We start from the raw sequence: 26,157 nt of genomic DNA, 5'->3' as shown, positions 1-26,157 counted from the left end.
AAGTTGGTCTGATACTTATAGGTTTTTGTAAGATATTTCAATATAAAGCAAGCTGTTCCTAGATATATTGAAAGTACCGCGTTGTTTTGATAGCTTGGTGCGCTTATATGAAGTAATGCACAGGGAATTATCGATGTTTGGATTGATACGATATAAGGTTCATTTATGCTGTGAGGTGAAAGGGCGTTTGACTGTAGGTGGCAAACCACTAATAAATCAGCTAGTTGAGCGTAGCCTGACTTACGATGAAGAAGAAGTTGATAGTGTTTATACAGACGATGGTGGCTATTTTACCATGCCAGCTAAGTCATTAAAATCACGTCAACCCGGTAGTATTTTTCATCAACCAGTAGTTCGTGTGATTATTATAACACGATATGAAGGGGTAATGCATACTCTATGGTTTAGTAATCAAAGAGGAATTAACATACCTAATGAATATAAAAAAAGAATGTCATCTTTGAATGGTGATTTAAGTTTAGAATCGATAGATCATGACTTTACAGACCCCAATGATAAACTTGAAAAATATAGTGTAGAAAGTATTTGTCGTTGGGAAAATATATAAAAGGAATTATAATATGAGCTTATTAACACCGAGCTTATCCGTTGAACTGGCAGCTTTATCATACGATGTTAAAAAACCATCATCAGTATTTGGCGGTTATGATCTTAAAATAACTTCAACAGTAAAAGGCTTTTTCAGTTTCGATTTGTCAAACGGTCCGATTAAAGCTACTTCAGGTGGTTTTGTGTCTCATATGAAAGGAAATGAGACTGGTTTCGTTTTGGTAGGCAAGGGGGTTTCAACTGTCGGCCGATCGAATCCCTTTAAAAATGACCTAGTTTTTTCTATGCGAGGTACTGACGCTGCCAGTGATTGGTCTAGTGATTTTAGAACATCCATATGCGTTAGTGATTCTGGGAAAACAGTGCATTCTGGTTTTTATGAAATTTTTGAAATGATCAAGGGGTCCCTAGCGAAACATGTAGAGCAAATGAAACCTGGTGGAACTTTGCACTGTGTCGGTCATAGTTTAGGAGGAGCGCTAGCCCTGATGGTTGCCGATTGGGTTAAGTCAACATATTCCTGTGAGGTGAAGCTTTATAGTTTTGGAGCACCAAAAGTTGGGTATACTGATTTTGCTTTGTCTGCAACCAATAGAATTGGATTAAAAAACATTTATCGTTGTGTAAATGGTGGCGATGTCGTTCCAATGGTTCCTGTATGGCCATTTGTTCATGTTCCCTATAATGCAGCTGAATATTGCCTTGATAATAATAAATTAATAAACCCTCTTCAGCATAAAATGGTGCGTTATAGTCGTAATTGTGAGGGTAAAACATGGACGTCTATTAATAAAGAAGTTGGTTTTCATTCAAATAAAAGAGTTGTTTTAAGTGTAAAACAGGCTTCACAGGTACAGCCATCTATTTTCTGGATGAATCGTCTAAGCGAAGGGTTATTGACTCTATTAAATGATACCAAGCATGGAGCAGCTCAAGTGTTGCAGTCTGCAGTAGCTAACGGTTTAAATCTATATGATAAAATAGCTATGATCTTATCAGAAGGAGCTCTTGGTTCGCCAAGTCTTGCGGGAGCTGCGACTGGGCTCCTTGCATGTATGCTGAAGTTTTCTGGATATGCGGGCGTTAAGGTTAAAGATTTGTCCTATAGTTTTATTCGCTGGGTTTTTGAGCAAACGCTAAAGATGGTTTATCGTTTAGCTAGAACTGCATTGTCTCTAGTCGATTAATATCTAGTTGATTTGCATAGTTTTATATGTTTTAAAAAGCGCTTCAATTTTGAAGCGCTTTTTTTTAGAAAAATTAATGATTATGAACACTTAAGGAAAAGCAAATGGAATTAAAGACGTTAGCCATCATCATGCTGATATTACAGCCGATTTTTGTTTATTTATACATAAATAGTGTTGTTCGTCCTAGTATTTTTATTGCTATAACGGTGCCAATGAGTATTTTTTACGGTCATGACTTTTTGCATGCATTGTTTATTTTTGGCGGAGTTAATTTAGTCGGTGTGTTACTTGTTAAGTTAGCGGAGCGTAAAGGATATACAGCGTTCTCTCCCAGCTATTTCTTCTCAGGTGTTATTTGTTGGTTTATGCTTTTTGGGATAATACGCTTTATTGCTTCTTATCTTAGTTTGCCTTCTGTACAAAAAATATCGGCCTCATTTCATGAGCTGTTGGCTTTTCCAGAGCCTGTCTGGTGGCCTGTGATTGCTTTTTTAAGTGTGAGTGTTGCGGCGTTAGCCATGAGTGCGACGATATTGGTATCAGATGGAAATCGTTTCGCTGCGTCTAAATTTCTTGTTTTATATGGAGTCATAAGCCCTATACTGCCTTTATTTGGTAACTACTTTTGGATAAGTCAAGGGGTGACGTTTTTGGTTGTGGTTTGCGTTCTTGGTGCATGCCAGAAGCATTTTTTTAAAGATAATATTGAAGATGAGAATAGGATTGCTCTTGGGTTTGCTGGTGCACTTTTATTATCAATCCTACTTTACGTGATAAATGGTTTTTTTCATTGGTATTAATTGCTTAGCTCATGGCTTAGAAAAAAGGGCAGCCAGATGGTTGCCCTTTTGTTTATTCGATCAGATAAACCATTGTAAAGTCGCTTACTTAAGAGACTTTAGGAATCCCTGTGATGTAACCAACAGCAGCACCATAACGATCTTTGTAGTTAGCTCGGATATATGGATCTAATGCATCTTTTACTTTGTCATGCAATGGGCTTTCCCAGTCGCCTGGGTGTTGCATGTTGCTCATGATGTAGGTCCAGCCGTTAATTTCGTCAACCGCATGCAGGCCAGTTGATTCCGCGCCTGCTGGGCAAGACATAATGCGAGATAGGTCGCCGCTGTCTACATTATAGGCCCATAGGAAGTTGTTAACATGATTGCCGCTGTCTTCACCAATAAACAAAGTGCGAAGCTTTTCAGAGTACTTGATATTATCCGGGTTAGCGATACGGTCAGCATGGGCTGTATTGCCAATTGCATCGGCTGTTTTTAGGTCTTCACCCGTTAGGTTGAATGGAGCGTGCATGTGAACTGATACCCATTCACTGTCAATGCGGTTGCCATCGCTGTCTGTTTGACCGCCTGTTAGCTTGTGCTCGTATACGGCACCAGCTTTTGGTCCTTGAACATGGATGTCATTGCTGCCATCCGTCATGGTTTTATAGATGTAAGACATTGCTGAGTAGGCTTTTTTGTCCTTTATGTTGACCGTTGTACCTTCCATTTTGGTAAATCCTAAAGAGCCACCAACAAGCGCTGCATAACGGTGTGTTTCCAAGAAGGCTGCTTCTTTTTCCATACCTGGTTTCAGTTTTACCCAGTTTGGTTTGCCGCCGTAGCCAATCTTAGTGAAGCTTGGGTCTTTTGGGTCTTTATGATGGATTTCCATGATGTCAGAAGATTTGATGCCCGCATCAACCAGCCGTTTGATTTCATCGCTATTGGCTTCGCCCAGTTTGATCCAAGAAATATCACCCGCACCTGGGCCTTCGTTAGAAGTTTGGTGCCATTTTCCTACATATAGCTTACCAGAAGATAAATCACGTGGTTTGTCAGCAATAAACATGAACAGACCACCATTTGTGGCATCGTCACCCATGATGACGGTGCGTTCATCTGGCATGACTTGAACCAGCTCATGAGAAATACGGCCCATGCAGTAATGCTTGGTGATAGACCCTGTACCGTCTTTGTTGACGGTGACTTCTGGCAGGTGACCATAATTATAAGGTGTGGCCGTGTTTTCATTACCGAATAAATTTTTGCTGTAGGCCTTGAAACGCTTATCATCCATTTTTGATGCGTCTGGCTCATATTCTTCGCTGGAAAGGTGAGTGCCCCATGGTGACAAACTCGCCCCGCAGGTGATCCATAAACCACCAACACTGGAGGTATCAACATTGTGATATTTCACTAGTTTCAATTCCCCCGTTTCTTGGTTTTGGTCTAGTGTTAATACAGCAATAGGAGAGGGGAGACGACCATACATATTATTACCGCCACCGTCACGGGAGGTGTATTCAAATTGAACCACCGCAAATACTGGTTTGCCGTAAACGCCAGGTACGTTTGCACCTTCTACCGTTAATAGACTTGAACCATCTGGACAGTCTGAGAAAAATTGGCGATTACCCGCTGTTGGGTCGTTGATTGGACGGTTGTTAATATCATAATAACCGCCTGCAACGACTGTTCCGCCTTGACCATCAGGAACTTTATCGCCAGAAATGAAAAAAGGATGGTAGTCCAGTTTAACTAGGCGGCTAGAGCCATCTTCGAACTTAAGCTGCATTGCCGAATTGATATAGGTTGTCGCCATGGCGGCTGGGTTGCTTAACGACGGCGCGGCCATTGGGACAAAGCTGACAGAAGCCAATGGAGAGTCTGTGATGTTGTCAGCAAATGCTTTGGAAGTGAATATGCCTCCAGCTAGAGGGAGTAAAGGGGCACCGGCCATAAAACCAAGCATACGACGACGAGTATTATCAATGGACTGGGTCATTTTTCGTTCCTCATTGAGTCAGGGGATACCTGATTGATATGTAGTAGAAATATCGATCACTGCCCGATCGAATTTATCTTAATCAGTAGATCACAGAAACAATGACGTTTTCATGACAAAATACTTACCTTTATTTGGGTTTGTTTGCAATTTGTGCATGGTTGATGTGTTTATTTGCTTATTACCTTGTCATAAAAGCGCAAGGGTGAGGTTTAAATGTGCAATGGCAGCGATTGGATTGTGTTGATGATATTTGCTCCATAGAATGAAAACTCACTTTTCATAGAATCGAATCGCGTTTTTATAGAGGAGATTGTGTGTTGCTATTTTTTAATAGAGGTAGGTGAGCATGAAAAAAGTTTTCTTTAAGAAGTTGCAGTCGCTCACTGCTATTCTTGTTTTGAACACAATGCCTGTTAGCTATACGCAGGCGAGCACGGTTTTTTCGACACAGCCTGTTTCATCAGGCGTTGTTGTAAATGAAAGGAGACAATCTCGAGGCACTTCTTCACCCCACGCGACCTTACAGTCCTTGTATTTTCAAAATTCTTTAGATCATATAAAACGCAATGCAGAATCGGCTAATGGTTCTTATCACGTAGCGCTTGCGATGGTGGAGGAGGCTTATCAAGATCATTTTGATGAGGTGCTAGATGCCTATGAAGAGGCATTAAAAAAAGCTGATGTAAACCAAGATCCTAAACTTGTCGCAGAGGCAAAAGTATCAGCAAAAACTGAGTTGGAGCAACTGAAATTGATTCGCAGTAAAAAGCTTGATGAATTTGCCCGTCAGTTTGGAGTGGTATGACGCTTTTTATGGTTTTCTAGGCTAGCCTTTGAATTTTCTCTCTTTTTTCTTGTTAGTCATGCGCAATTTTTTTAGCGATTAACTCCATGCTGTTATATTCTTTACAGAGCGTTTATCTATCAGCTAACTGAATGAAAAGAGAAGGAAAGATATGGGTTGGTATCTGGTTGCCTTTAAGAAATATGCTGTGTTTTCAGGCCGTTCGTGTCGTAAAGAGTTTTGGTGTTTTGTGATGAGTAATATGATGCTCAATCTATTGCTTGCTTTGTTGTTTTTTTTGCACTCCTTCTTATCAAGATCATTGTTTACCGTAGATCAATTTATAGTGGTTGTTTTGGCATTTAATCTTTTGACCTTATTGCCAACCATAGGAGTGAGTATCCGCCGTCTACACGATATAAATCGCTCTGGTTGGTTTATCTTGCTTAATGCAATCCCTGTATTTGGTACTCTTCTACTGATCTTTCTTTTATCTTTAGAGGGCTCGATTGGTGATAACCGATTTGGCGAAGATCCAAGTTGGGTGACATCACGTAGTTCTCCCATCACAATTTAATAAATAAAATAATTTATTTATCTTATCCGCGTCTATGAAAGGTGATTTTATGCCCCCCCACGGTTCCTCTGCTAGCCTGTTGAGTTGTCTTGGAGGGCTGTTCTTTTGCAAGTTAAGATGATTTCAAAGAGAGGGTGAATGATGTCGCTATTTATAGGGTGATTTCATAAAAATGCCCTATCTTGCTTATTGTTTACTGAAAAATGACTTTTTTTGGGGGCATAATGTTTTTGCTTTCATAAAACGAACCTCCGATTATTAAGTGATTGTTGGTTATATGTCAGATAGCGTATTTAGGGTTAATGATGTCAGGCTGGGGGGTGTAACTGATTGATTACCCAGTCCCGTTCGTAAGACAGTAAATGCTTACTTTGCTGTTGTATATCGAGCTACACTTCTCTCAACTTCTGTTTTTAACGAGTATAAAAAGTATGAAAAAAATCTTTTTAGGTATGATGGCAACCGCCGCAATTACAATGTCTGGTGCCGCTTTTGCGCACGCTCATTTGAAATCTGCTTTTCCTGCGATAAATGGTGTTGCGGTTAACTCTCCTTCTAATCTAGTCTTAAAATTTAGCGAAGGGCTTAATATTCATTTTACGGGTGTAAAATTAATGAATGCGAATCACCAGCCTATCAAAACAGGGAACGCATTGTTGTCCGGCAGTGATGATAAAGCCATGGTGGTGCCTTTACCTGATATGCTGGCTAAAGGCAAATACACAGTAGATTGGCACGCATTATCGAAAGACGGCCATAAAACAAAAGGTCATTATACTTTTGTCATTAAGAAATAAAGCTGCGTGGATTTAACGGTTCATTTGGCATTGGTAACCAATCGTTTCTTGCTGGAATCGGTTGGTTCTTTATTTTGGGGGATGCTTTTTTATCCCATCCTTTTTCTCCAGAAAGAGGTCGCTCAAACGCTACTGGTTTCCATTTCTAAATTTATAACTCCCTGTGTCTGGGTGTTGTTTGTTTGTGTTTTACTTACCCTTCCTATTAATGTTGCTATGATCGGTGATGGCTGGTCAGATGTGTTCTCTGGCTCGCTATGGTGGCCTGTAGTGACTGAAACATCAGCAGGCCTTGCTTGGCAAATTAGCCTGATAGGGGGATGTATATTACTGCTGAGCAACTTTTTTGCCTCCAACTCCAAGATGGTGCAGAAATATAAAATGTTTCTGTTGTTACTTGGGGGAGGGCTTATTTTGGTGAGTTTTTCTTTTACAGGGCATGCTCAAATGAATGAGGGATGGCGAGGCGTTGTTCATCAGCTCTCAGATATTCTTCATGTTTTTGCGGGAGCTTCTTGGGTTGGCGGCTTATTTGCTCTTTATTTTGTTTTTAAAGTTCTTAGCGATACAGAGAATTCTTTGTTTTTAATAAAGGCAGTCCAGCGTTTTTCTCGCCTTGGTATGGTATCTGTTAGTATTATTGTTTGCTCTGGCATGATTAATACATTATTGATTCTCGGGCATTTGCCATTTGGTTTGCAAAATACCTATCAGGCCATGTTGACTGGCAAAATACTCTTGGTTGCACTAATGATAGGATTGGCGATTCGTAATAGGGTGGTGTTGGCTCCAATGCTTGGTCAATCTGCTCTTCGACAAGGAGGCATTGCCTCACTAAAAAAAGCAATCATGCTTGAACTGGGTTTTGGGATCTTGGTGATTTTGGCTGTCGCTATTTTTGGTGTGTTAGATCCCCATGCGGGTGATTTTTAATACTGGTGCCTAGCTTGAGGATGAAAATCCAAAAGGCAAGCCGTTTTCTGGCTTGCCTTTTGGGTGTGTTACTTTTAAAACGCTGGTTTAGCTTTCGTAGCTATCGATTGGTGGGCATTCGCAGAACAAGTTGCGGTCACCGTAAACATTGTCGATACGACCAACGCTCGGCCAATATTTGCGCCCTTTGATCCAAGGTAATGGATATGCTGCTTCTTTTCGAGAGTACGCATGGTTCCATTCCATATCCAATAGGCTGTCTGCTGTGTGCGGAGCGTTGACTAATGGGTTGTCTGCTAGGGGCCATTCACCCGCCAATACTTTGCTGATCTCGTTACGAATTTGAATCATGGCATCACAGAAACGATCAAGCTCTTCTTTGCACTCGGATTCTGTCGGTTCAATCATAAGGGTGCCAGCCACAGGGAAAGACATCGTTGGAGCATGGAAACCAAAGTCCATCAATCGCTTGGCAATATCTTCTTCGCTAATGCCTGATTCAGCCTTGATTGGGCGAATGTCGATAATGCATTCATGAGCAACCGTGCCATTTTTCCCCGTGTAAAGCACTGGGTAATGATCGGCTAAACGCTTAGCAATGTAGTTGGCGTTCAAAATAGCATTAAACGTCGCATCACGTAGACCTTTGTCTCCCATCATTTTGATGTACATCCAAGTGATAACAAGAATGCTTGCGCTACCGTATGGGGCTGCGGAGACAGCACCATGTTGCTCGGCCATGCCCATAACCGGTTCAATACTATGGCCAGGAAGGAAAGGTGCAAGGTGTGATTTAACACCAATTGGCCCCATGCCTGGGCCGCCACCGCCATGTGGAATGCAGAAGGTTTTATGTAGGTTCAGGTGGGAAACATCGCCACCAAATGCACCCGGAGGAGCGACACCAACAAGCGCGTTCAAATTGGCGCCATCGATGTATACTTGGCCGCCGAATTTATGAACAACCTCACATACTTCGCGAATGTGCTCTTCGAATACGCCATGAGTGGATGGGTAGGTTGCCATGATACAGCTGAGTTCCGCCGCGTGTTTTTCCGCTTTTGCGGCAAGGTCGACCAAGTCGATGTTGCCGTTTTCATCACATTTAACAATCACGACTTTCATGCCAGCCAAAGCAGCAGAAGCAGGGTTTGTACCGTGGGCAGAACTTGGGATCAAGCACACATTTCGAGTGTGATCACCACGTGACTTATGGTATTTGTCGATAGCAAGCAGACCTGCGTATTCTCCTTGGGCACCTGAATTCGGCTGAAGAGAAATCGTATCGTAACCAGTGGCTTTTGCTAACATGTCGATCAACTCAGACAACAGGGCGTGGTAGCCCGCTGCTTGGTTTTGCGGCGCAAATGGATGGATACTGCCGAACTCGGCCCAAGTGACGGGAATCATTTCTGATGCCGCGTTTAACTTCATGGTACAGGAGCCAAGTGGAATCATGCTTTGGTTCAAAGCAATGTCTTTGACTTCAAGTTGATGTAGGTAGCGCATCAACTCGGTTTCACTGTGATGGGAGTTGAAGACGGGGTGCGTTAAGATGGCATCTTGGCGCAGTAAACTTTCATCAAAGCCAACGCCTGCCGCACTTGAGTCGATATCGTTTTGGTTTAATGTTATGCCAAAACACGCCGCTAGATCGATCACATCTTCTGTCGTGGTGGTTTCGCTGAAAGAAATCGACAACGCACGATCAGACACTTGAAAAAGGTTGATCAGCTTAGCTTGAGTGGCCTCAATAATACTCTGTGTTTTGTCTTGGGTATCGACAACAAGGGTATCAAAGTAGTTGGCATTGGTCGTAAAGCCTTTCTGTTGCAAAGCTGTTGCAAAGCAGTGGGTCAATGCGGCAACGCGAGAAGCGATTTTCTTCAAACCAGCAGGGCCGTGGTAAACGGCGTAAAAGCCAGCCATCATAGCGAGTAGTGCTTGAGCCGTACAAATGTTGGAAGTGGCTTTCTCGCGACGAATGTGTTGTTCGCGAGTCTGCATGGCCATGCGAAGGGCTGGTTTGCCATGGCTATCTTTAGAAACGCCAATAACACGGCCTGGCATAGAGCGTTTGAACGCATCTTTGGTCGCTAAAAATGCTGCATGAGGACCACCGAATCCCATTGGTACGCCAAAACGCTGTGCACTGCCGAAAACAATATCCGCTCCCATATCGCCTGGGGATTTAATTAACACAAGGGCTAATAAATCGACGGCAACACTGGTCAATGCATTTTGCTTATGCGCTTGAGCGATAAGATCGGTTAGATCGATAACCTCGCCATTGGTGCCTGGGTATTGGAAAATGGCACCGAATACATCGTAATGGCCTAGGTTATCGTTATTATCAACAACTACTTCAATGTCCAGTAGTTCGGCGCGTGTTTTTACTACATCAATGGTTTGCGGCAGTAGCTGCTCTGAAACAAACAAGGTATTGCTTTTTTTGCGGTTAGAGCGCTTCATGAGCGTCATGGCTTCGGCGGCGGAGGTGGCTTCGTCTAACAGTGAAGCGTTAGAGATTTCCATGCCGGTTAAGTCAATGATCACTTGTTGAAAGTTTAATAGCGCTTCCAAGCGGCCTTGCGAAATTTCTGGTTGGTAAGGGGTATAAGCCGTGTACCAGCCTGGGTTTTCCAATAAATTGCGTACAATAGGCGAAGGGACATGTGTATCGTGATAACCCATGCCAATAAAGGAGCGTGCCACCGTGTTTTTGTTAGCAATGGCTTTGAGTTGTTTTAGTGCGTCGCTTTCACTGGCTGGTTGGGTAGACAGGTCAAGGTTTGCTTGACGAATCGCTTCGGGGATGGTCTTTTCAACCAACGCATTTAAAGAGTCGACACCAATTGTCTGCAACATCAGACTCTGTTCAGATATGTCAGAGCCAATGTGGCGTGCGATAAATTCGTCATTGTTTTGCAAATCACGGATGCACGAGGTCATGGTAATAATCACCTATTAAAATAAAGCAGAAGAGATGAGCTCTCTTACTGTATATAACAGCAAAATACGTGCTAGCAGTAAGAGAGCAGATAACAGATTATTCGATGCTGGACGCGTAACCGTCTGCATCCATTAACTTGCTCAGGTCTGCGTCTTCAGCAAGTTTGATTTTAGCAATCCATGCATCTTGGTATGGCGATTCATTGATCAACTCAGGTGAGTCTTCTAATGCTTCGTTTATTTCGACTATGACACCAGTGACCGGTGCATAAATGTCTGAAGCGGCTTTAACTGATTCAACCAAGGAGAATTGCTCGGTTGCAACGGTTTCTGTATCGACTTCAGGTAATTCAACATAAACCACGTCACCTAAAAGGTCTTGTGCGTGGTCTGTAATGCCCACGGTCACAGTGCCGTCACCATTATCTAATACCCACTCATGAGAATCAGCGTATTTTAGGTTATCTGGAATAGTGCTCATATCTTTGCCCCATTTAAAAAATAACCCGAGATGTCAGGCTCGGGTTGTTTGTGATTAGCGATAAAGAGGGAAGCGCTTGCAAAGTTCTTTTACTTCTGCAAGTACGCGAGCTTCCACTTCTGGATTGCCTTCGGGTTTTTCAACCAAGCCATCTAGAACATCACTGATTAAATGACCTACTTTACGGAATTCTTCTTCACCAAAGCCGCGAGAAGTGGCCGCTGGCGTACCAATACGAATACCAGAGGTAATCATTGGTTTTTCAGTGTCAAATGGAATGCCATTTTTGTTACAAGTGATGCCCGCACGCTCAAGAGCCTTATCGACGACGTTGCCTTTTAGGCCTTTTGGACGAAGATCAACAAGCATCAAGTGGTTATCTGTACCACCCGTCACAATATCACAGCCACGCTCCATCATGACTTCAGCTAATACTTTCGCATTGGCAACGACTTGATCAATATAGGTTTTGAATTCAGGTTTTAGCGCTTCGCCAAACGCGACGGCTTTGCCTGCAATTACATGCATCAATGGGCCGCCTTGGTAGCCTGGGAAAACCGCAGAATTGATTTTCTTGCCAAGATCAAGGTCATTAGACAGGATCATACCGCCACGTGGGCCACGCAGTGTTTTGTGTGTAGTGGTGGTGACAACGTGAGCGTGTGGAAGTGGAGATGGATGAGCGCCTGTTGCAACTAGACCAGCGATGTGAGCCATATCCACAAAAAGGTAAGCGCCAACTTTGTCAGCAATCTCACGGAAGCGTTTGAAATCGATCACGCGAGGGATGGCAGAACCACCTGCAATGATCATTTTTGGTTTGCATTCCAATGCTTGTGCTTCAATCGCGTCGTAATCAATCAATAGTGTGTCAGGGTTCACTTGATATTGAACAGCGTTGAACCATTTGCCCGATTGAGCTGGTGGCGCGCCATGAGTTAAGTGACCGCCAGCGTCTAAAGACATACCTAGGATCGTATCACCTGGCTGAAGTAGAGCAAGCATAACCGCACCGTTTGCTTGAGCACCTGAGTGTGGTTGAACATTAGCAAATTCGCAATTAAAAAGTTGCTTTGCACGGTCAATGGCAAGCTGTTCAGTAACGTCAACCGCTTCACAACCACCGTAGTAGCGACGATGTGGGTAGCCTTCCGCGTATTTGTTTGTTAGCACAGAGCCTTGAGCTTCTAAAACGGCTTTAGAGGTGATGTTTTCAGAAGCAATCAATTCGATGCCAGTTTCTTGACGATCCTGTTCTTCAACAATGGTCGCGAAAAGTTCTGGGTCTCGTTCAGCCAGTGTTTGGCTGAAAAAGGCTTCGGTGTTGGCCATGGTGTAATTCCTCTTAAATAAACATTTCTGTCCAATACGATAAATCGTTATCCAATGATAACATCTGAGCCGTCCAAGATGATGAAAAAAGATCATCTTTATAAGAGCGCCGATCAACGACTGTTATGCGTCAACTTGGCATCATCATAGCGAAAAAGTTTCCGATTGGAAACAAGAAATAAACAAGCAAGTCAGAGATTTTAAATCAGCAAAAAATGCTGACCACTTGGTTAATCCTATAGGTGATTTCTGAAGCAGGATTATCTCTAGTTTAGATTAAATTGTACGCATCACTTGTAAAATGGGTGTTTTTTTAGATAATCTGTTTCCAATCGGAAACAAAAATTCTCTAAATCATCGAAAGGTTTGTTTTATGAAACGTACCCCTCTATATCAGCAGCATATTGCAGCAGGCGCCAGAATGGTTGAGTTTGCTGGCTATGAAATGCCTGTTCAATATCCTCTAGGTGTTAAAAAAGAACATTTATGGGTTCGTGAAAATGCTGGTTTGTTTGATGTTTCGCACATGGGGCAAGTGATGCTGCGTGGTGTCAATGTCAAACATGCCTTTGAGAAAATTGTCCCTGTCGATGTCTTAGGTTTGCCAGAAGGTATGCAACGCTACGCTCTATTTACTACTGAAAATGGTGCTATTTCTGATGATCTCATGTTTGCGAATTGGGGAGAGGCGCTTTTTGTGGTGGTCAATGCGGCCTGTAAAGACAATGATATTGCTCATATGAAAGCGTCGCTTGTTGGTTGCGAAGTTGAAGTGATTGATAATCGAGCCTTATTGGCTATTCAAGGCCCAAAAGCTCGTGAAGCATTTGCTCGCTTGGTACCTGATGCGGCTAAAATGACGTTTATGCAAAGTACTCAGTTTGAATGGCAGGGTATTGAGTTATGGGTAAGTTGCTCTGGTTATACAGGCGAAGACGGATACGAAATATCCGTTTCCAATGAGCATGCTCAAATTTTAACGGACGCCTTGCTTGATATGCCCGAAGTGGAGTGGATTGGCCTAGGGGCTCGTGACTCTCTGCGTTTGGAAGCGGGATTGTGCTTATATGGTCATGATATCGATACCAGCACAACGCCCGTTGAAGCGTCACTAAACTGGGCGATTCAACCCGTTCGTCGTCTTGGGGGCGAGCGTGAAGGGGGCTTTATTGGGGCTGATGTGGTCTTGCCTGAATTCGCTAACAAACCAAACCGCAAACGTGTTGGCTTTTTGGTGGATGGAAAGGCGCCAGTTCGTGAAGGTGTTGAGATCATTGATGAAGCTGGCGATGTGAAAGGTACAGTGACCAGCGGGGGGTTTTCACCTAGTCTGTCGCAACCTATTGTCATGGCGTATGTTGAAACACAAAGCTTGACGGATGAGACACCTTTGTTTGCCAATGTTCGGGGTAAAAGCATTCCGTTGATTCAAACCAAAATGCCATTTGTACCTGCCCATTACTTTAGAGGTTAAGTTCTTTGATTTAAGTTCTTGATTCAAAATTCACAACGCGCCTCATTGGGTGATATCTAATGAGGCGTTTTTTTGGGCTGTACTAGTACTTTTCTGTGAATAAGCGTCAAATGCTAAATAGCCGACACATTGTAAATGTGTAATAATTTCACTTTTGATATTGTCAGTTACTGGAGTGGTGCTTTTGCTAACGGCCAAACAGCTGGTTGAGGCATTTGATGCCTGTTTTCAATCGAATTTTAACACTTTGCTTGTAAGTGGTGCTGATGAGCCCTTATATGTTCCAGCCACAAAGACGCATCCAGCTTTATTGTACTTTCGTCTAGATTATCCATCCAGTGCGCTTCATGAGATCAGTCATTGGTGTATTGCTGGTGAAGAGCGGCGTAAGCTCGAAGATTATGGGTATTGGTATGAGCCTGATACACGTACAGAAGAGCAGCAACGACTTTTTGAAACCGTAGAGGTGAAACCTCAAGCGGTCGAGTGTCTTTTTCATTGGGCTGCGGGTATGACGTTTCGTGTGAGCGTTGATAATTTGGCGCTGCCTGAGTATGACGCCAGTGTTTTTGAGCGTGCTGTTTATGAGCAAGTAAAGCGTTATCTAATGTCGGGCTTGCCTCAGCGAGCCTTCACTTTTTCTCAGTATTTGTTGGCAATGCGTTGTCAAGATACAGACTTTAATAGGTACATGAACCAGCAATATGAAAATAATTGCCGATGAAAATATGCCCAACGTGACCAAGTTGTTTTCAGCTTTCGGTGAGGTTGAATTGGTTAATGGTCGTACATTAACTAAAGAACAAGTTAAGGATGCTGATGTCTTATTAGTGCGCTCTGTAACAAAGGTGTCGTCTGAGCTGTTAAAGGGCTCCCGTGTTCGCTTTGTTGGAAGTGCTACTATTGGTGTAGATCACATTGATACTGAGTATTTGGCGGAGCAAGGCATTGCTTTTAGTAGTGCTCCTGGTTGCAATGCCGATGCGGTTGCGGACTATGTTTTTAGTGGATTAGGTTTTTTGGCATTAACAAAAAACCTCAGGTGGTTGAATAAAAAAATAGGCGTGATTGGTTACGGCAATGTCGGCAAGACAGTATTTGATCGTTTTGCAGCGCTAGGGTGTGATGTGTGCGTTTATGACCCAATCAAGCAGGCAGAATATGCAAGTCAAAATAAGGACTCAGTGCCGTTTGTTTCCTTGGCATCGATCATGGCTTGCGATGTGATTTCTTTGCATGCACCGCTGACGAAAGAGGGTGATTATCCAACCATTGGTATGATTGGTAAGGGGCAATTGCAACAAGTAAAAGCGGGGACTGCGATTATATCGGCCGGTCGTGGTGGTGTGATCGATGAGTCGGCGTTGCGAGAGCTATATAAAGAGCGCCGTGGCGACTTGCATTTGGTTTGGGATGTTTGGCAAGGGGAGCCAGAGCTTGACCTAGAGACATTGTCCATTGTGGACATTGCGACGCCACATATAGCGGGGTATAGCAAGCAAGGGCGTGAAAAAGGCACTTGGATGGTTTATCAAGCATTTTGTCAGTATTTCAATATCGACAAACAAGTGAGCTTAAGAGATGCCATCAGTCCTGGTCGGCTTCGTGCATTGTCGTTACAAGAAGAGTTAGAGGAAGAGGAATTACTGGCCCGCACAGCTCATGCAATCTATGACGTGGCAAGGGATGATTCGCGTTTACGATTTAATTATCGCCGCTATGCTGATAAGGCTACTTTTGACTGGTTACGTAAGCATTACGTTGAACGGGATGAATTTGCTACCTGTGCAGTGGAATCCTCAAGCCAGCAGGCGCTTATAAAGCTAAAAGCAATGGGGTTTTAAGTCGTTTTTACCTTGAAATCTGTCGTGGTGGAGTTCGCCCACAATGATTCACGGGTCTTGATATCGATCATAAAAATGAGAAGAGAGCATTGAATGTCTGGAGTAAGACAAGTAGATCTTGATGAATTGGATGTACCCATAGGGACAAGTGTACAGTTGGAGTTTATTTCTCCTCCAAGTCGATACATGGTGCGTGTCTTAGGCGCGATACCTGGTCGCTCGCTCATTTTGTCTTGTCCCAAAGTGAATGGCAAAAATATTCTGGTTCGTGAAAGTCAACTGGTGAATATTCGTGTCATGCTAGATACTGAGGTGTGTGCGTTTAGTAGCAAGGTGGCAAAAAGTTATTTGGAGCCAGGGCCCCATATTCATATCGCCTACCCTGAGTACGTAGAGGCGTCGATGATTCGAACTGCCGCAAGGGTAGAGACAAAGCTAATTTGTCGTTTAGAGCCTGTCGATGGTCCGGATTCGATTCCTGCTTTTACCTCAGGCGTGTTGGTGGATCTTAGCCTTGGTGGTGCAAAGCTTGTGTCCAGAGAAGATTTTGGTTTAGTGAGTCAGAAGCTTAAGCTCTCTTTGGGTTTGAATGTGGCTGGCTACCATGTTGCGCTAAAACTTGATGGTGAAATTCGTTCTCAAGAGATACAGATGCTCGATCAGCTTCAAGCTAGTCTGGTCGATAATGAATTCTTAGAAAAAATGAATTCAGAATACTTTTATGTTTATGGTGTGCGTTTTGAGAATATGAGTCGAGAAGCTGCAATCACCCTAAGAGCCTTTATTTTGGAAACGCAAAAAGGCTGACCCAATTAAAAATACATGAATAAATAAAGGGGTAGGTTGCTGGCCTCATAAAAAGCCAGCAACTAGCGGTGTTTTTTACTGTGTGCACATCTTATAAATAGTAAGATGCCAAGGGAGGAAAGCCGTTGAATTCTACTGCACTATAAGTTGTGGTGTAAGCTCCAGTCGATAGCCAATACATACGATCCCCAATGGCTAAGTTCAGTGGCAGGCCGTATTTATAGTGTTCATATAGAATATCAGCACTGTCGCAAGTTGGTCCGGCAATAATGACTTCTTCTAATTCCCCTTGTTTTTCCACATGAATAGGGTATTTGATCGCTTCGTCTAAGGTTTCGATTAAACCAGAAAATTTCCCTACGTCAGTGAATACCCAGCGGTTAAGAGCTGTATGGGATTTGCGAGAGATCAACACCACCTCACTGACTAATACGCCTGCATTGGATATCAAAGAGCGGCCAGGCTCTAGAATGATTCTTGGTAAATCGGTGCCAAAGTCTTCTTCTAAAAAGCGTGAAATTTCTTCCGCATAGGTAGCAAGGTCATTTGTACGAGCGATGTAATTTGCCGGGAAACCTCCGCCCATATTGATCATTTCTAATTGAATGCCATCTTCATCTTTTAAGCGTTCAAAAATCACTTTTACGCTGGCAATTGCCGCGTCCCAAGCTCCAATGTCGCGTTGCTGGGAGCCTACATGGAAAGAGACACCGTAAGGAATCAAACCAAGCTCTTTTGCGAGAATCAATAGGTCCATTGCCATATCTGGGCGACAGCCAAATTTACGCGATAAAGGCCAGTCCGCTGTCACGGTTCCCTCGGTCAAAATACGAACATAGACACGAGAGCCCGGGGCAGCCTTGGCGATATTGCGTAAGTCTGCTTCGGAATCGGTAGCGAACATGCGCACACCTTTTTCGTAGAAATAACGAACGTCTTTGGCTTTTTTAATGGTATTACCATAGCTGACACGATCTGGTGAAATGCCACCAATAGAAAACAGCTTATCTAACTCATAACGAGAGGCGACATCAAAGTTGGCGCCACGGTCACGTAACAGGGTTAAAATTTCGGGTGCGGGGTTCGCTTTAATGGCATAAAAAACATCTGCAATGGGGAACCCTTTAGTCAGCTCTCTATAAGCTTCATCAATCATTTGTGTGTCAATCACAACAAAAGGGGTTTCTTTGGTGTCAGCAAATGCTTTGAAGCGTGCGAAACGTTCTGGGGTGTAAAAAGAATAGACGTCAGTAGTCATGGGCTAAAGCTCCTTATCTGGCAAAACATAAACCGTATAAAAGTAAGAACGCCTTTACCTCCCTCCATCCTACTTTAAGCTGTTACTTATCCGGCCCTAAGGCCTTAAGCGACTAGCGCAGCAGTTGAAGCGGTGCGGATTATGTTCAGCAATGACGCGGGCGAAATTTAAAACCCAATGGTGCTTCCGTCAAGTGTTTTTTTGCATCAAAAAAAGAAAGTGTAGGTAGAGGGGGGCTAGGAAGAAAGCATGGATTTTTTATTGCTAAAAAAATCCATGCTTAGATGGGTTAGGCTTTTGATAACCGTTTGTTTTGTATGTAGAAAATTCCGCTTCCGACGATAACCGCGCCAATAAAATAAAAACCTTCTTGAGGGTTGTTAACCAAGGCGGTTAGTCCAGGCCCTGGGCAGTAACCGCTCAACCCCCAGCCAATGCCAAACAAGGTGCTGCCGATAACGAGTTTGGCGTCAATGTGGGAATGGGTTGGGACAGACCAGTTTTTTGCTAACCATGGAGCCTGAAGTCCGTTTTTAATGGCATAGCTTATAACTCCTACTACAATGGCGGAGCCCATTACAAAAATCAAGGAGGGATTCCAGTTGCCGAGAATGTCTAAAAAGCCAAGCACGACTGCAGGGTTGGTCATTTGCGACAAAGCTAGGCCAACACCAAATAGAATGCCGCACAATAAAGTAATGAATATCATCATAACAAGAGCCTCATTTGGTGATCATAACGGTTAAAATGGCGGTCAGCATAAATATGGCGGTTGCCACCAACGAACGAATGGAACCGCGAGAAATGCCACATACGCCATGGCCACTGGTGCAGCCACTGCCGAGGCGAGTTCCATAGCCAACAAGAAGACCGGACGCGATCAATAAAAGCGGGCTTCTGGGATCGGGAAAGGGGACTGTTTGATGGGTTAATACGCCATAACTCGCGCCACCAATAATGGTGCCTATAAGAAATAGCAGAGGTAGCCATTTTGTGTTCATGCTTGGTGGGCTAAACAGGGCTTGAGATAGGAGGCCGCTGACCCCCATAATTTTACCTGTTGCTAATAGGTAAATGCTGGCAGAAAGGCCAATGCAAAGTCCACCAAGAATGGGGTAAAGTATATCGGTCATGGTGCTAATCTCGTTTGAAGTTATCTGAGAAAACAATTCGCATTATAACACAATAGAATAAGCTTATTCTATTGTGTTTTCGTTGGATTAAAGGATTAATCTAGAAGGTTATTTGTTTTTTTAATGAATATTCTCTTTTTCCATCGTCTTTGAACATTAATTCGTTACTATGGTTGTACAAAATAAGCCAATATATGGTGTGAAATGTCTGATTTTAGTAATGAAGCGCATTTTTGGTTAGGCGCTCCAAAGGAGGCTGCGCAGTGTATTTTTCTTATGCCGAATAAGCCCGTTTTGCCGCTGGAGTATAATGAGGCGTTTTTATCTAACCCGAATGTGCCTTTGCTAATTGAGTTGAATGGTAATCATTGGCGTAAGATATTCACCATTATGGCGAAGTTGCTATCACCCTCGCCACAAGATTGGCGATATTATCGAGATGAGCGTTTATTTTCTCGTTGTGCAATCGTTTGGGATAAGCAACAGCTTATGGAGTATAACGCGGTAAGCAATAATGTTGGACAAGCGCGCGTTGTGTTTATCGTCGGTAATAGTTTTCGCCAAGACATAGCCATTGACGAAGGTGCGACCATTGTGGGAGAGAAACAGCAGGCTGCTTTTTGGGGACATCAAATTTGGTGCCCATACCTTGACTATCGTCAATTCCCCAATCGTTTAATTGCTGAGCTGCGTCATCAGGTTCTGGATAATTTACTGGAGAGTCCATGTTACAAGCATTAAAAAGCCTTTTTCAGGTACCAACTGAGCCCCATGAACGTATTTCCTATCAAAGAGCGGTAGCCGCTCTCATGATGGAAGTCATCATGGCGGACGATGAAGTAAATGAAAAAGAAATCATCCAAATGAAAGACTTCCTAAAAGGCGTGACAGATTTAGGAGATGATGTGGACATGCTTTTTGAGGAAGCTAAGTCCGGTATTAAGGAGGCGAATGATCTTTATCAGTTTACTAAAGTGATAAATGATAATGCCTCTTTAGATCAGAAAATGGCGTTATTGATTGGCTTATGGCGGGTTGCCTTTGCCGATGGCGATGTTGATGCTTACGAAGATCATCGTATTCGTTCCATTAGTGACTTGCTGTTCATGCCTCACTCAGAATTTATTCAGGCTAAGTTGATTGCACAAAAAGAAATGCAAAAGTGATGGGATCAATGTATTAATAAAAGCTATTAAGTTAGAGGTTTTTTAAGCCTAGATGGGTTTGAAAAATAATGACTATTTAGTGTGTTTATTAACTTGTTTCGATAGTTGCCTAATTAATAATAAAAAAACGCGGCACTTGGCCGCGTTTTTTGACTGCATTACAACTTGCTAAAAGAGAATTACGCTGCGAAGTTTGCGCCAGCGAAGTCCCAATTAGCCAATGCCCAGAAACCTTTTAGATAATCAGGGCGTACGTTACGGTAGTCGATGTAGTAAGCGTGTTCCCACAAGTCGACAGTCAGTACTGGTGTTAAGTCCTCTGTTAGTGGATTACCAGCATTACTCGTATTCACGATGTCTAGAGAGCCGTCAGCGGTTTTGACCAGCCAAGTCCAGCTAGAGCCAAAATTGTTAACTGCTTTGTCGTTGAATGCTTCTTGGAACTTCGCGAAAGAACCCCATTTTGCATTGATCGCTTCAGCAAGCGCACCAGTAGGCTCGCCGCCGCCATTAGGGCTTAGGCTGTTCCAAAAGAAAGTGTGGTTCCAGATTTGTGCTGCGTTGTTGAATACGCCGCCTGCTGGAGCAGAAGTGATGATTTCTTCTAGAGATTTGTTTTCGTATTCAGTACCAGGAATCAAACCATTTAGCTTCACTACGTATGTGTTATGGTGCTTGCCGTAGTGGTACTCAAGGGTCTCAACTGACATATGAGGCTCAAGTGCGTCTTTAGCATAAGGAAGAGCGGGTAATTCAAAAGCCATTTCTTTTCTCCTTGCTTTGTATTAACGAAAAATGCTTGTTATCAAGCAGTTAATGGTGCTTATATAGTAGCACCGAACTTTGAAATATAATAATCATTAAGTTTTTGTGGTTATTAGTTTCATAATTTTTGTTAATAGCGAAGATACCATAACGCCATGCCAAGAAAAGATGACATCGAAATCCCAAGTTTGACTTTAGACCAGGATGAAGTCAGCGATAGACGCCCACAACAACGGCCGCAGCAGGAGCCTAAACGCCGTTTAAATCCACCCCCTACAAGACCAACCACAAGTCAATCTGTGGTGTACAAAAAGCCAAGCCTTGCTGGTATTTATCTACTACTTTTCCTCATTCTGGCAGCTGCAGCAGGAGCGGGCTACTGGTTATGGCAGCAGAATCTACAGTTGCGTAATGAGTTGTCAGGAGCGAAAAATAAGATTGAAAATTTGGACAACCAGTTGCTTGCTGCAGATGTGTCAGCCAATAAGAAAGGCCAAAGCTTGGAAGATCGTATTAAGGATAATGAGAGTGAAGTGCGTAAGCTTTGGGCGGTTGCCTATGATCGCAACCGCAAAAACATTGCAGATAATGGTGATGCGATTGATGCCCTTAATAAAAAGTTCGCACTGTTGAAGGATAATGTTTCAAGTCAGGGACAACGCGTTGCGATGCAAGGCAACTCGTTTAATGATCTTGAAAACAACTATAAGAAGTTGATCAAGTCTGTGTCTGATGTGACGGATAAGGTCAAGCCTCTCTCATCGGATATGAGTGACCTAAAAAGCAACTTGACTAAGATGAGTGATAAACTGGCTAAGCTTGAAAAAAACATTGCGGCTCAAAGTGACAATAACGATGCGCAAGCGTTGGATATTGATCAAGTGTCTCAGGATTTGTCTAGTTTGCAGAAAAAAGTTGCGAAACTTGGCGGCGGATCTGATCTTACGACAATGAAGCAGGAGCTTAGCAAGCACCAAGATGCGATCAATTCAAATGATGCCTTCCGAGCACAAGTTAACTCTGAAATTTTACGGATTCGCAAACAGATCAATCAAATCATGCTACAGCAGCAGTTAAGTTCAGGTTCAAACTGAGTATCTTAGGTCTCGTTTGATCTACGTCATTGAAAGGCCGACTTTGTCGGTCTTTTTTTGTTTCGCAAATAGCCACAGCCATACAAATGATTAGAATGCGCCCATTCTTATTATTCTGATTTATTGATCTCATGACTGAATTACTTTCTCCCGCCGGTACTCTCAAAAACATGCGTTACGCCTTTGCCTATGGCGCTGATGCGGTCTATGCAGGGCAGCCACGCTATAGTTTGCGTGTACGCAATAATGACTTTGACATGAAAAACCTTGCAGTGGGGATTGAAGAAGCCCACCAACAAGGCAAAAAGTTGTATGTAGCGAGTAACATCGCTCCCCATAATGCCAAGATCAAAACGTATCTGCGGGACATTGAGCCCGTTATCGATATGCAGCCTGATGCCTTAATCATGTCAGATCCTGGAATGATGATGCTGGTTAAAGAAAAATGGCCGGATATGGATATTCATCTTTCGGTTCAAGCAAATGCGGTTAACTGGGCAACGGTAAAATTCTGGCACAACTACGGTTTAACTCGTGTCATTTTATCCCGAGAGCTTTCTTTAGAAGAGATCGGGGAGATTCGCACCATGGTGCCAGACATGGAAATTGAAACCTTTGTTCATGGCTCTTTGTGTATCGCTTATTCAGGGCGCTGTTTGTTATCCGGTTATTTTAATCGTCGAGATCCAAACCAAGGTACATGTACCAACTCATGCCGTTGGCAATATGATGTCAAGGCTGCCAAAGAAGAAATAACAGGCGATATTGTCCCTGCTGATGGTAGCCATTTAGCCTCTCCTCAGTTGTTTGACCCAAAAGAGCAAACCACCTTGGGAATAGGGGAGCCGTTTGACGAGGTGGTATTGCTTCGTGAACAAGGTCGAGAAGGGGAGTTCATGCCAGCCTTTGAGGATGAGCATGGGACTTACATTATGAATAGTCGTGATCTAAGAGCCATTCAGCATGTCGAAAAATTGATTGAAATGGGCGTGCACTCATTGAAAATCGAAGGTCGTACTAAATCGCATTTTTATGCGGCTCGTACCGCCCAGCTATATCGCCAAGCCATCGATGATGCGACGTATGGGTGTGCTTTTGATATGGGCTTAATGAACAAGCTAGAAGGGCTTGCTCACCGTGGCTATACTGAAGGGTTTTATCGTCGTCATGTACATGATCAATATCAGAACTACCAAAATGGCAATTCTATTTCCACCCAGCAGCAGTTTGTTGGTGAAATGTTGGATTGGCAAAATGGCTGGTTGACAGTGGAGGTAAAAAATCGCTTTAAAGTGGGTGACACATTGGAGTTAATGACACCCGCTGGTAGTCAATTTGTACAATTGCAAGCCATGGAGACCCTCCATGGAGAGTCTATGGTCGTTGCGCCAGGCTCTGGTCATAAGGTGCGTATCCCCATGGATCGCTGTCCTGATGATTTGCAATTCGGCATGATTATGCGCAATCTCCCTAATGCTTAGCCTGATTTGGTGCCCTAGTCACTGATTTTCATTCTCTATCTTGTCGCTTTCTATAAAGGCTCACCTTATGAGCCTTTTTTAATATCTATATATCATCATGATCTAGTTGGAATGGTTTTTATAACCTCTATGCATGTTATAGTGGAAAAAATGCTAGAGTCCTACAATCTGAGATGGGAAATTATGACTGAAGCAAGATTGACACACCTTAAGCAGCTCGAAGCTGAGAGTATTCATATTATTCGTGAAGTGGCGGCTGAATTTGATAATCCGGTAATGCTTTATTCCATTGGTAAGGATTCAGCGGTGATGCTGCATCTTGCCATGAAGGCTTTCTACCCAGGTAAACCACCCTTTCCGTTGATGCATGTCGATACTGGGTGGAAGTTCAAAGAAATGATTAAATTCCGTGATGAGCTGGTTGCTAATCTAGGCTTGGAACTGATCGTTCACCAAAACAAAGAAGGCCTTGAGCAGGGGATTAATCCCTTCACTCACGGTAGTGCCAAACATACCGATGTCATGAAGACTCAAGCGCTTAAACAGGCGTTAGACAAGTATGGATTTGATGCGGCTTTTGGTGGTGCGCGCCGCGATGAAGAAAAGTCCCGAGCCAAAGAGCGAGTGTATTCTTTCCGCGATAAGCAACATCGTTGGGATCCGAAAAACCAACGCCCAGAATTGTGGAATATCTATAACGGTAAAGTGAATAAAGGCGAAAGTATTCGCGTTTTTCCTTTGTCCAACTGGACGGAGCTGGACATTTGGCAATACATCTATTTAGAAAGCATTCCTATTGTTCCTTTGTATTACTCTGCACAACGTCCTGTAGTTGAGCGTGATGGCACCTTGATTATGGTGGATGATGAGCGCATGCCGCTTAAAGAAGGTGAAGTGCCTGATATGAAATCAGTGCGTTTCCGAACACTTGGCTGTTATCCTCTGACCGGCGCGGTGGAATCTGACGCGGCGTCCTTGCCTGATATTATTCAGGAAATGCTGTTAACCAAGAGCTCAGAGCGACAAGGCCGAGTCATCGACCATGATTCTTCTGGGTCGATGGAAGAGAAGAAGAAACAAGGTTATTTCTAAGTTTGGAGTAAAGAAAGAATGTCTCACCAGTCCGAATTGATCAGCCAAGACATCCTTGGTTATTTGAAACAACACGAAGAAAAAGACCTGCTTCGCTTGCTGACCTGCGGTAACGTAGATGATGGCAAAAGTACCCTGATTGGTCGTTTGCTGCATGATTCTAAATTGATCTATGAAGATCATTTAGATGCCGTCAAACGTGACAGCAAAAAGTCTGGCACCCAAGGTGAAGAGGTGGATTTGGCGCTGTTAGTCGATGGTTTACAAGCAGAGCGTGAGCAAGGTATTACCATCGATGTGGCTTATCGCTATTTCTCCACCGAGAAGCGTAAGTTTATTATTGCGGATACCCCAGGGCATGAGCAATATACGCGCAACATGGCCACTGGTGCATCCACCTGTGATTTGGCGATTATCTTGATTGATGCTCGCTACGGCGTACAGACACAAACACGTCGACACACTTATATTGCCGCACTGTTAGGCATTAAGCATGTGGTCGTGGCGATTAATAAAATGGATTTGGTTGACTTTTCAGAAGCCAAATACACAGAGATTCAAGCGGATTATTTGGATTTTACTGAGCAGCTTGGTAATCGCTGTCCAGAAGACATTAAATTTGTGCCTATTTCTGCTTTGCGTGGCGATAACGTAGTGAATGCCTCTGACAGTACACCTTGGTATGCTGGACAGCCACTGATGGCCATACTGGAAAATGTAGAGATCAACCGCGATGTGAAGCGCGACGCTTTCCGTTTCCCAGTGCAGTATGTGAATCGTCCTAATCTGGATTTCCGTGGTTTCTCAGGCACCATCGCTGCTGGTGCAGTGAAGCCGGGTGATGATGTGGTGGCTTTACCCTCCGGTAAAAAATCTAAAGTCGCTGAGATTGTGACTTACGACGGCAATTTAGAGATTGCTAAAGCCGGTCAAGCGGTCACTATTACCCTGGAAGACGAGATTGATATCAGTCGTGGTGATATGTTGTCCCACGTTGGTCAGGAGCCTTTAATTGGTTCGACACTTCGAGCCTCTATGGTTTGGATGTCAGACCACCCATTGGTCTCGGGCAAATTGTATGACTTCAAATTGGGTACACAAACGGTGCCTGGTAAAGTCCATCATTTTAACCATCGTGTGGACGTCAATACGCTGGAAGAAAGCGACATTGACGTGTTAGGTTTGAATGAAATTGGTGATGCGGTCATTCAGTTTGATGCCCCCGTTGCTTTTGACCAATATACAGATAGCCGTTTTACAGGTGCCTTAGTGGTTATCGACCGTTTGACTAACGTCACTGTGGGCGCGGGTATGGTCGAAGAAGTCGTTGCCGAGTTGGATGAAGAGTCAGACGTTAGCGGGGAAGACCGTGCTGCTCGCCTTGGGCAAAAGCCAGCTATCATTGCTTTGTCCGCTGACGTACTAGCAAACAGTGTTTCCTTGGAGCGCCAATTGCTACGTAAAGGCGTGGTAGCCCTTGTTAAAGCTGATGCTACTGAGCAAGAAGCTCAATTAGTTCGCCAAACGGGTGTGGTTTTCCTTGTTGGTAATGCGGATATTGCTGAATCGGAGATCAAAGAAACCCGTATTGATGATGTGATAGACCAGCTTATCGAAAGCACTCGATTATAAGG

25 protein-coding genes are annotated in these 26,157 nt (G+C 43.5%); 17 read left to right on the top strand and 8 right to left on the bottom strand.

The annotated features are described in order from the left end of the window. Positions 1-133: 133 nt before the first annotated feature. From MSP8886_RS14785 to MSP8886_RS14775, 3 genes are all read left to right on the top strand, one after another. A complete protein-coding gene (locus MSP8886_RS14785) occupies positions 134-568 on the top strand; it encodes a DUF6795 domain-containing protein (protein WP_067017788.1) in 435 nt (144 codons plus the stop codon). Positions 569-581: 13 nt separating this feature from the next. Next, complete coding sequence (locus tag MSP8886_RS14780) at positions 582-1,757, top strand: lipase family protein (RefSeq protein ID WP_067017786.1); 1,176 nt, start codon at positions 582-584, stop codon at positions 1,755-1,757. A 104-nt stretch (positions 1,758-1,861) separates the two neighbouring features. Further along, complete coding sequence (locus tag MSP8886_RS14775) at positions 1,862-2,560, top strand: hypothetical protein (protein ID WP_067017783.1); 699 nt, start codon at positions 1,862-1,864, stop codon at positions 2,558-2,560. Positions 2,561-2,648: 88 nt separating this feature from the next. Here MSP8886_RS14775 and MSP8886_RS14770 read toward each other — a convergent pair whose 3' ends face one another. After that, positions 2,649-4,550 (bottom strand): PhoX family protein, encoded by a 1,902-nt coding sequence (locus MSP8886_RS14770; RefSeq protein WP_067017781.1) that lies wholly within the window; start codon positions 4,548-4,550, stop codon positions 2,649-2,651. A 349-nt stretch (positions 4,551-4,899) separates the two neighbouring features. Here MSP8886_RS14770 and MSP8886_RS14765 point away from each other — a divergent pair, with 349 nt between their 5' ends. The 4 genes from MSP8886_RS14765 to copD all read left to right on the top strand — a co-directional run bounded on the left by MSP8886_RS14765 (position 4,900) and on the right by copD (position 7,644). After that, the gene (locus MSP8886_RS14765) at positions 4,900-5,358 is read left to right on the top strand and encodes a helix-turn-helix domain-containing protein (protein WP_067017779.1); all 459 of its coding nucleotides are present in this window, start codon (positions 4,900-4,902) and stop codon (positions 5,356-5,358) included. A 151-nt stretch (positions 5,359-5,509) separates the two neighbouring features. Then, positions 5,510-5,914, top strand: coding sequence for a DUF805 domain-containing protein (locus MSP8886_RS14760; RefSeq protein ID WP_067017777.1), 405 nt, complete (start codon positions 5,510-5,512; stop codon positions 5,912-5,914). Between the two features lie 431 nt (positions 5,915-6,345). Then, positions 6,346-6,711 (top strand): copper homeostasis periplasmic binding protein CopC, encoded by a 366-nt coding sequence (gene copC / locus MSP8886_RS14755; RefSeq protein ID WP_067017961.1) that lies wholly within the window; start codon positions 6,346-6,348, stop codon positions 6,709-6,711. Between the two features lie 6 nt (positions 6,712-6,717). Next, positions 6,718-7,644 (top strand): copper homeostasis membrane protein CopD, encoded by a 927-nt coding sequence (copD, locus tag MSP8886_RS14750; RefSeq protein WP_067017775.1) that lies wholly within the window; start codon positions 6,718-6,720, stop codon positions 7,642-7,644. Positions 7,645-7,731: 87 nt separating this feature from the next. Here copD and gcvP read toward each other — a convergent pair whose 3' ends face one another. From gcvP to glyA, 3 genes are all read right to left on the bottom strand, one after another. Further along, entirely contained in the window at positions 7,732-10,596 is a 2,865-nt protein-coding gene (gcvP, locus tag MSP8886_RS14745) for an aminomethyl-transferring glycine dehydrogenase (RefSeq protein WP_067017773.1), read from the bottom strand. 97 nt (positions 10,597-10,693) lie between these two features. Further along, entirely contained in the window at positions 10,694-11,077 is a 384-nt protein-coding gene (gene gcvH / locus MSP8886_RS14740) for a glycine cleavage system protein GcvH (protein ID WP_067017771.1), read from the bottom strand. A 54-nt stretch (positions 11,078-11,131) separates the two neighbouring features. Further along, positions 11,132-12,409: a serine hydroxymethyltransferase gene (gene glyA / locus MSP8886_RS14735; protein WP_067017769.1), complete on the bottom strand. Its 1,278-nt coding sequence runs from the start codon at positions 12,407-12,409 to the stop codon at positions 11,132-11,134. A gap of 373 nt (positions 12,410-12,782) precedes the next feature. Here glyA and gcvT point away from each other — a divergent pair, with 373 nt between their 5' ends. From gcvT to MSP8886_RS14715, 4 genes are all read left to right on the top strand, one after another. Continuing rightward, positions 12,783-13,883, top strand: coding sequence for a glycine cleavage system aminomethyltransferase GcvT (gene gcvT / locus MSP8886_RS14730; protein WP_067017767.1), 1,101 nt, complete (start codon positions 12,783-12,785; stop codon positions 13,881-13,883). Positions 13,884-14,061: 178 nt separating this feature from the next. Continuing rightward, a complete protein-coding gene (locus MSP8886_RS14725) occupies positions 14,062-14,607 on the top strand; it encodes an elongation factor P hydroxylase (protein ID WP_245659107.1) in 546 nt (181 codons plus the stop codon). Next, a complete protein-coding gene (locus MSP8886_RS14720) occupies positions 14,588-15,727 on the top strand; it encodes a 4-phosphoerythronate dehydrogenase (protein ID WP_067017763.1) in 1,140 nt (379 codons plus the stop codon). Before MSP8886_RS14725 ends, MSP8886_RS14720 begins: the two co-directional genes overlap by 20 nt. 93 nt (positions 15,728-15,820) lie before the next feature. Continuing rightward, complete coding sequence (locus MSP8886_RS14715; RefSeq protein WP_067017761.1) at positions 15,821-16,534, top strand: flagellar brake protein; 714 nt, start codon at positions 15,821-15,823, stop codon at positions 16,532-16,534. Between the two features lie 91 nt (positions 16,535-16,625). Here the strand turns inward: MSP8886_RS14715 and MSP8886_RS14710 are convergent, their stop codons facing one another. The 3 genes from MSP8886_RS14710 to MSP8886_RS14700 all read right to left on the bottom strand — a co-directional run bounded on the left by MSP8886_RS14710 (position 16,626) and on the right by MSP8886_RS14700 (position 18,925). Continuing rightward, on the bottom strand, positions 16,626-17,792 hold the full coding sequence (locus MSP8886_RS14710; protein WP_067017759.1) for a type III PLP-dependent enzyme: 1,167 nt from the start codon (positions 17,790-17,792) through the stop codon (positions 16,626-16,628). A 289-nt stretch (positions 17,793-18,081) separates the two neighbouring features. Further along, a complete protein-coding gene (locus tag MSP8886_RS14705) occupies positions 18,082-18,504 on the bottom strand; it encodes a DUF6691 family protein (RefSeq protein ID WP_067017757.1) in 423 nt (140 codons plus the stop codon). A gap of 10 nt (positions 18,505-18,514) precedes the next feature. Next, positions 18,515-18,925, bottom strand: a complete 411-nt coding sequence (locus tag MSP8886_RS14700) for a YeeE/YedE family protein (RefSeq protein ID WP_067017755.1) — start codon at positions 18,923-18,925, stop codon at positions 18,515-18,517. 204 nt (positions 18,926-19,129) lie between these two features. Here MSP8886_RS14700 and MSP8886_RS14695 point away from each other — a divergent pair, with 204 nt between their 5' ends. Both MSP8886_RS14695 and MSP8886_RS14690 read left to right on the top strand, forming a co-directional pair. Continuing rightward, positions 19,130-19,666: a DUF6942 family protein gene (locus tag MSP8886_RS14695; protein ID WP_067017753.1), complete on the top strand. Its 537-nt coding sequence runs from the start codon at positions 19,130-19,132 to the stop codon at positions 19,664-19,666. Next, positions 19,651-20,091 (top strand): tellurite resistance TerB family protein, encoded by a 441-nt coding sequence (locus tag MSP8886_RS14690; RefSeq protein ID WP_067017751.1) that lies wholly within the window; start codon positions 19,651-19,653, stop codon positions 20,089-20,091. The genes MSP8886_RS14695 and MSP8886_RS14690 overlap by 16 nt, the downstream gene beginning before the upstream one ends. 179 nt (positions 20,092-20,270) lie before the next feature. Here MSP8886_RS14690 and MSP8886_RS14685 read toward each other — a convergent pair whose 3' ends face one another. Next, complete coding sequence (locus tag MSP8886_RS14685) at positions 20,271-20,855, bottom strand: superoxide dismutase (RefSeq protein WP_067017749.1); 585 nt, start codon at positions 20,853-20,855, stop codon at positions 20,271-20,273. A 156-nt stretch (positions 20,856-21,011) separates the two neighbouring features. Here MSP8886_RS14685 and MSP8886_RS14680 point away from each other — a divergent pair, with 156 nt between their 5' ends. The 4 genes from MSP8886_RS14680 to cysN all read left to right on the top strand — a co-directional run bounded on the left by MSP8886_RS14680 (position 21,012) and on the right by cysN (position 26,155). Beyond that, the gene (locus MSP8886_RS14680) at positions 21,012-21,950 is read left to right on the top strand and encodes a hypothetical protein (RefSeq protein WP_067017747.1); all 939 of its coding nucleotides are present in this window, start codon (positions 21,012-21,014) and stop codon (positions 21,948-21,950) included. Positions 21,951-22,081: 131 nt separating this feature from the next. Then, the gene (trhP, locus tag MSP8886_RS14675) at positions 22,082-23,431 is read left to right on the top strand and encodes a prephenate-dependent tRNA uridine(34) hydroxylase TrhP (RefSeq protein ID WP_067017745.1); all 1,350 of its coding nucleotides are present in this window, start codon (positions 22,082-22,084) and stop codon (positions 23,429-23,431) included. Positions 23,432-23,614: 183 nt separating this feature from the next. Beyond that, a complete protein-coding gene (gene cysD, locus MSP8886_RS14670) occupies positions 23,615-24,523 on the top strand; it encodes a sulfate adenylyltransferase subunit CysD (protein ID WP_067017959.1) in 909 nt (302 codons plus the stop codon). Positions 24,524-24,541: 18 nt separating this feature from the next. After that, positions 24,542-26,155, top strand: a complete 1,614-nt coding sequence (gene cysN / locus MSP8886_RS14665; protein WP_067017743.1) for a sulfate adenylyltransferase subunit CysN — start codon at positions 24,542-24,544, stop codon at positions 26,153-26,155. Positions 26,156-26,157: the final 2 nt, after the last annotated feature.

Origin of the sequence: Marinomonas spartinae (assembly GCF_900089775.1) — a bacterium.
GTDB classification, from domain to species: domain Bacteria; phylum Pseudomonadota; class Gammaproteobacteria; order Pseudomonadales; family Marinomonadaceae; genus Marinomonas; species Marinomonas spartinae.
This window is presented reverse-complemented; position numbering and strand designations above follow the sequence as displayed.

Coding starts and splice junctions, on each gene's coding strand:
- MSP8886_RS14780 (WP_067017786.1), top strand. CDS start 582: ATGAGCTTATTAACACCGAGCTTATCCGTTGAACTGGCAGCTTTATCA.
- MSP8886_RS14700 (WP_067017755.1), bottom strand. CDS start 18,925: ATGACCGATATACTTTACCCCATTCTTGGTGGACTTTGCATTGGCCTT.
- gcvH (WP_067017771.1), bottom strand. CDS start 11,077: ATGAGCACTATTCCAGATAACCTAAAATACGCTGATTCTCATGAGTGG.
- MSP8886_RS14720 (WP_067017763.1), top strand. CDS start 14,588: ATGAAAATAATTGCCGATGAAAATATGCCCAACGTGACCAAGTTGTTT.
- glyA (WP_067017769.1), bottom strand. CDS start 12,409: ATGGCCAACACCGAAGCCTTTTTCAGCCAAACACTGGCTGAACGAGAC.
- MSP8886_RS14710 (WP_067017759.1), bottom strand. CDS start 17,792: ATGACTACTGACGTCTATTCTTTTTACACCCCAGAACGTTTCGCACGC.
- cysN (WP_067017743.1), top strand. CDS start 24,542: ATGTCTCACCAGTCCGAATTGATCAGCCAAGACATCCTTGGTTATTTG.
- cysD (WP_067017959.1), top strand. CDS start 23,615: ATGACTGAAGCAAGATTGACACACCTTAAGCAGCTCGAAGCTGAGAGT.
- MSP8886_RS14765 (WP_067017779.1), top strand. CDS start 4,900: ATGAAAAAAGTTTTCTTTAAGAAGTTGCAGTCGCTCACTGCTATTCTT.
- MSP8886_RS14695 (WP_067017753.1), top strand. CDS start 19,130: ATGTCTGATTTTAGTAATGAAGCGCATTTTTGGTTAGGCGCTCCAAAG.
- gcvP (WP_067017773.1), bottom strand. CDS start 10,596: ATGACCTCGTGCATCCGTGATTTGCAAAACAATGACGAATTTATCGCA.
- MSP8886_RS14770 (WP_067017781.1), bottom strand. CDS start 4,550: ATGACCCAGTCCATTGATAATACTCGTCGTCGTATGCTTGGTTTTATG.
- trhP (WP_067017745.1), top strand. CDS start 22,082: ATGACTGAATTACTTTCTCCCGCCGGTACTCTCAAAAACATGCGTTAC.
- MSP8886_RS14690 (WP_067017751.1), top strand. CDS start 19,651: ATGTTACAAGCATTAAAAAGCCTTTTTCAGGTACCAACTGAGCCCCAT.
- MSP8886_RS14760 (WP_067017777.1), top strand. CDS start 5,510: ATGGGTTGGTATCTGGTTGCCTTTAAGAAATATGCTGTGTTTTCAGGC.
- MSP8886_RS14705 (WP_067017757.1), bottom strand. CDS start 18,504: ATGATGATATTCATTACTTTATTGTGCGGCATTCTATTTGGTGTTGGC.
- MSP8886_RS14785 (WP_067017788.1), top strand. CDS start 134: ATGTTTGGATTGATACGATATAAGGTTCATTTATGCTGTGAGGTGAAA.
- gcvT (WP_067017767.1), top strand. CDS start 12,783: ATGAAACGTACCCCTCTATATCAGCAGCATATTGCAGCAGGCGCCAGA.
- copC (WP_067017961.1), top strand. CDS start 6,346: ATGAAAAAAATCTTTTTAGGTATGATGGCAACCGCCGCAATTACAATG.
- MSP8886_RS14715 (WP_067017761.1), top strand. CDS start 15,821: ATGTCTGGAGTAAGACAAGTAGATCTTGATGAATTGGATGTACCCATA.
- MSP8886_RS14775 (WP_067017783.1), top strand. CDS start 1,862: ATGGAATTAAAGACGTTAGCCATCATCATGCTGATATTACAGCCGATT.
- MSP8886_RS14680 (WP_067017747.1), top strand. CDS start 21,012: ATGCCAAGAAAAGATGACATCGAAATCCCAAGTTTGACTTTAGACCAG.
- MSP8886_RS14685 (WP_067017749.1), bottom strand. CDS start 20,855: ATGGCTTTTGAATTACCCGCTCTTCCTTATGCTAAAGACGCACTTGAG.